The sequence below is a fragment of the Tabrizicola sp. genome (genome assembly GCF_051645465.1).
Lineage (GTDB): Bacteria > Pseudomonadota > Alphaproteobacteria > Rhodobacterales > Rhodobacteraceae > Tabrizicola.
The window spans coordinates 1-4,424 of record NZ_JBOFBI010000168.1; the positions used below are offsets into that span (position 1 = coordinate 1).

The 4,424-nt window shown below is 66.2% G+C and carries 6 protein-coding genes; all 6 read left to right on the forward strand.

All coding sequences use genetic code 11. The features are described 5' to 3' along the window. Window positions 1-710: zinc ABC transporter ATP-binding protein AztA (gene aztA / locus ACRCSW_RS10630; RefSeq protein ID WP_438704914.1), on the forward strand; the 710-nt coding region annotated here is incomplete at its 5' end. After that, window positions 707-1,570: a metal ABC transporter permease gene (locus ACRCSW_RS10635; protein ID WP_438704916.1), complete on the forward strand. Its 864-nt coding sequence runs from the start codon at window positions 707-709 to the stop codon at window positions 1,568-1,570. The genes aztA and ACRCSW_RS10635, both read left to right, overlap by 4 nt. Before the next feature lie 12 nt (window positions 1,571-1,582). Continuing rightward, window positions 1,583-2,506 (forward strand): zinc ABC transporter substrate-binding protein AztC, encoded by a 924-nt coding sequence (gene aztC, locus ACRCSW_RS10640; protein ID WP_438704917.1) that lies wholly within the window; start codon window positions 1,583-1,585, stop codon window positions 2,504-2,506. Between the two features lie 50 nt (window positions 2,507-2,556). Further along, window positions 2,557-3,279: a DUF4198 domain-containing protein gene (locus tag ACRCSW_RS10645; RefSeq protein ID WP_438704918.1), complete on the forward strand. Its 723-nt coding sequence runs from the start codon at window positions 2,557-2,559 to the stop codon at window positions 3,277-3,279. A gap of 61 nt (window positions 3,280-3,340) precedes the next feature. Continuing rightward, entirely contained in the window at window positions 3,341-4,273 is a 933-nt protein-coding gene (locus ACRCSW_RS10650) for an NAD(P)/FAD-dependent oxidoreductase (protein WP_438704919.1), read from the forward strand. 3 nt (window positions 4,274-4,276) lie between these two features. After that, on the forward strand, window positions 4,277-4,424 hold a 148-nt coding region (locus ACRCSW_RS10655; RefSeq protein WP_438704921.1), incomplete at its 3' end, for a GTP-binding protein.

Genomic DNA, 4,424 nt, shown 5'->3' on the forward strand with positions numbered 1-4,424 from the left:
ATCTGACCCTGGGCTATGACCGTCATCCTGCGGTGCATCACCTTGATCTTGATCTGCCGAAGGGCAGCCTGACGGCAATTGTCGGCCCTAACGGTGCCGGGAAATCCACGCTTCTGAAGGGCCTGACGGGAGAGCTTGCCCCGCTTGAGGGCCGAATTGACCGCAAGGTTGCGCGGCTGGCCTATCTGCCGCAGCTCTCCGAGGTGGACCGCAGCTTCCCTGTCGCCGTCGGCGCTTTCGTCGCGATGGGCCTGTGGCATCGCGCCGGGGCCTTTGGCCGCATCACGGGGGCCGACGCCGCGCAGGTGGCCGACGCCTTGGCGGCCGTCGGGCTGACCGGCTTTGACCGCCGCCCGATCTCGGCGCTGTCAGGCGGACAGGTGCAGCGGGTGATGTTCGCACGGCTTTTGTTGCAAGACGCCGACCTGATCCTGCTCGACGAACCCTTTACCGCGCTCGACACCCGCACGGCGGCGGAACTTCTGGACGTCGTCAAGCGCTGGCACGGCGAAGGTCGGACGGTCCTGGCCGTGTTGCATGACGTCGAGGCTGTCCAGAAGCACTTCCCCGAAACGCTGCTTCTGGCGCGGGAAAAGGTGGCGCATGGGGCCACGGCGCAGGTCCTGACCGCCGAGAACCTCTTTCGCGCCCGGCAGATGTGCGAAGCCTTCGACGACAATGCCCCGGTGTGCGAGCGGGGGGCGGCATGAGCTGGCTCATCGACCCATTCGCCGAATTCACCTTCATGCAGCGTGCGCTTCTGGGCTGCCTCGCGATCTCGCTTGGTGCCACGCCGGTGGGCGTGTTCCTGCTTTTGCGGCGGATGAGCCTGACGGGCGACGCGATGGCCCACGCGATCCTGCCGGGGGCGGCAGTGGGTTATCTGGTGGCGGGGCTGAACCTTGGCGCCATGACCCTTGGTGGCGTGGTCGCGGGGCTGATCGTGGCACTTCTGACCGGGGCCGTGGCACGGTTCACAAGCTTGCGCGAGGACGCCTCGCTGGCCGCCTTCTACCTGATCTCGCTGGCCTTGGGGGTCCTGCTGGTCTCGCTGAAAGGGTCGAACGTCGATCTCATGCACGTGCTCTTCGGCACGGTTCTCGCGCTCGACAATGCCGCGCTGACCATGCTCTGCGCGATTGCCACCTTCACCCTCGTCACGCTCGCCCTGGTCTTCCGTCCGTTGGTCCTCGAATGCGCCGATCCACGCTTTCTCGCCTCGGTCAGCCGGTGGAGCGGGCCGGTGCACTTCATCTTTCTCGCCCTGGTCGTCCTGAACCTCGTCGCAGGGTTCCAGGCCCTCGGCACCCTGATGGCGGTGGGGATCATGATCCTGCCCGCCGCCGCTGCGCGGTTCTGGGCCACCTCCATCGGTGGCATGCTGGCCGTGGCCGCGACGGTCGCCATCGCGGCCTCGGTCGCGGGCCTGCTCGCCTCGTACCACGCAGGGCTTCCCTCCGGCCCGGCGATCATCCTTGCCGCCGGCACCCTTTACCTTCTGTCGCTCGCATTCGGTCCGGCGGGCAGTCTTGCTGCCCGCTACTGGCCGCGCCCTCATCTTGATGCCTGAAAGGACGACCCCATGATCACCCGCCGCCTGCTTCTTGCCTCTGCCACCGCCCTTGCCCTGGTGACGCCCGCCTTCGCGCAAGAGAAGCTGAAGGTCATCGCCACCTTCTCGATCCTCGGCGACATCGTCGCCAATGTCGGCGGCGACCGGGTCGAGGTCACCACCCTCGTCGGCCCCGATGGCGACGCGCATGTTTACCAGCCCTCGCCAGCCGATGCGCAGGCTGTTGCAGGTGCAGCGGTGATCGTCGCGAACGGCTTGGGGTTCGAGGGCTGGATGGACCGGCTCATCGAGGCCTCGGGCACCAAGGCCGCGATGGTGAATGCCTCGGAAGGGGTGACCCCCATCGCCTTTGGCGAAGAAGACCACGCCGAGGGTGAGGCCGGGCATGAGGGCCACGACCACGGGGCCGAAGACCCGCATGCTTGGCAAAGCGTTGCGAACGTAGGCATTTACGTCAGCAACATCGCCAAGGACCTGTCCGCCGCCGACCCGGAAGGCGCCGAGACCTACAAGGCCAACGCCGCAGCCTACCTGGCCGAACTCGATACGCTCGACACCGAAATCCGCAGCGCGGTGGCCGCGCTGCCAGAAGATCGGCGGACCATCGTCACCTCGCACGATGCCTTCGGCTACTTCGCTGCCGCCTATGGTCTGACCTTCGTCGCCCCGCAGGGCATATCTACCGAGGCCGAAGCCAGCGCGCAGGACGTGGCGGCCCTGATCACCCAGATCAAGGACCAGAAGATCGGCGCCGTCTTTGTGGAAAACATCGCCGACCGTCGTCTCCTGGACCAGATCGCGTCCGAGACCGGCGCCAAGATCGGCGGCACGCTCTACTCCGATGCGCTTTCAGCCGCAGACGGCCCTGCCGGAACTTACCTGGACATGATGCGCCACAACCTGTCGCAGCTGACCGCCGCGCTTTCAAACTGATTTCCAGCCAGACCAAGGTCTAGCCGACAATCCGACCAAGGAGACTGACCATGAAGACTTCCCTGATCCTCACGGCACTGATCGCGGGCCTTGCCCCTGCCGCCGCCCTCGCACACGGCGTCTGGCTGCAATCGCAGCACGGCGAACTGGCCGTCGTCTATGGCCACGGTGCCGAGCAGGACAGCTATGACACGACCAAGATCACCTCGGTCATGGTTTGCCCGGATGGGACCGCGTGCGTGAAGGCCCCGTTGAACCAGCACGGATCGCACGCGACGCTGGCTGTTCCCGAGGCGCCGTCGGTGATTACCGTCGCGTTCGACAATGGCTTCTGGAGCAAGGATGCCGCAGGTGAATGGCACAACATGCCAAAGGACGCGGTTGCCGGAGCGACCGAAGGGGGCCAGTACCTCAAGCATGCCATCTATCTGACCGGCCCCGTTGCAAGCGTCGGGACACCTCTCGGGCAGGTGTTGGAGATCGTGCCTCTCTCCGACCCCTATGCGTTGAAGGCCGGTGACGAACTTGCGGTGCAGGTGCTTTTCGATGGCGCGCCGCTCGCGGGGGCTGAGATCGTTGCGGACTACGTGAATGCAACGGATGCGGCTGCCGCGATCGCGGATGCAGAGGGCAAGGCGATGGTCGTCATCCGCAACCAGGGCCTTAACGTGCTGGCGGTGTCGCACGCGGCCCCGCATGCCGATGCGGCCAAGGCGGACGAGACCGGCCACACCGCCACACTGTCCTTCATGCTCGGGCATGCCGGAGAGTGAAGGACCTGCCGCCGCCCGTCCTCTGGGCGGCGGCTTTCTCCACAATGAGACGAGAAATGGAATGCAGGAAGCAGACTTGAAGGACGTGGCGATCATTGGTGGCAGCTTTGCCGGGCTGACCGCGGCGCTGCAACTGGGTCGCGCCAGTCGCAAGGTTGCAGTGTTCGACACCGGGCGCCCGCGCAACGCGGCCTCGCCCGCCGCCCATGGCGTGCCGGGCTGGGACGGGCGCGCGCCGGGTGACATCCTTTCCGCGATCCGGGGCGATCTGGCGGCCTACCCGACCGTTAGCGTCCACGACCGCGCCGTGACTGGCCTGTCAGGCGAGGCGGATGCCTTTCGCCTGACCACGGCGGCCGGAGAGGTGATGGCACGGCGCGTCATCCTTGCCTGTGGCGTCACCGATCGCCTTCCCGACATCCCTGGCCTTGCCGAAGGCTGGGGGACTTGGGCACTGCACTGCCCGTACTGCCACGGTTATGAGATCAAGGGGCAACCCCTCTCGATCCTCGGGCGCGGGCCGATGGCGCTGCACATGGCACGGATGCTGCGCACCGACTGGTCGCAGGATGTAAGCCTGATCGCGCATGAAGGCGACCTTGGGCCGGATGCCGACGCCGAGACGGCAGCGCTTGGCGTGAGCCTGCACCGCTCTCCCCTGATCCGCGCCGAACCCAGGAAGGGCGGCGCCCGGCTGACGCTGGCAGACGGGACAGTGCTGCAGACCGCAGGTCTCTTCCTGCACGCGGATACCGCCTTTGCAGCACCCTTCGTGGCCGACCTTGGCCTTGCCACGCTGGCAGGACCGACCGGCCCCTATCTGAAAACCGGCGCTTTCAACGTGACCGGCCGCGCCGGCATCTTTGCCGCAGGCGACATCATCCGCCCCGCAGGCATCGTCACCCCGGCACTGGCCGATGGTGCCATCACCGGCACCGCAGCGCATCAGTCGCTGATCTGGCCCGACCGTTTTCCCCCCATAATGGAGACCTGACCCATGACCGCGCAAATCCCCGTCACCGTGCTGACCGGCTTTCTTGGCGCCGGAAAGACCACGCTTCTGAACCGCATCCTGACCGAGGAGCATGGCAAGAAATACGCCGTCATCATCAACGAATTCGGCGAAACCGGAATCGACAATGAAC

Bases quoted from the DNA above. Each gene is read 5' to 3' on its own strand.
- ACRCSW_RS10650 (WP_438704919.1), top strand. From the start codon at position 3,341: ATGCAGGAAGCAGACTTGAAGGACGTGGCGATCATTGGTGGCAGCTTT.
- aztC (WP_438704917.1), top strand. From the start codon at position 1,583: ATGATCACCCGCCGCCTGCTTCTTGCCTCTGCCACCGCCCTTGCCCTG.
- ACRCSW_RS10635 (WP_438704916.1), top strand. From the start codon at position 707: ATGAGCTGGCTCATCGACCCATTCGCCGAATTCACCTTCATGCAGCGT.
- ACRCSW_RS10645 (WP_438704918.1), top strand. From the start codon at position 2,557: ATGAAGACTTCCCTGATCCTCACGGCACTGATCGCGGGCCTTGCCCCT.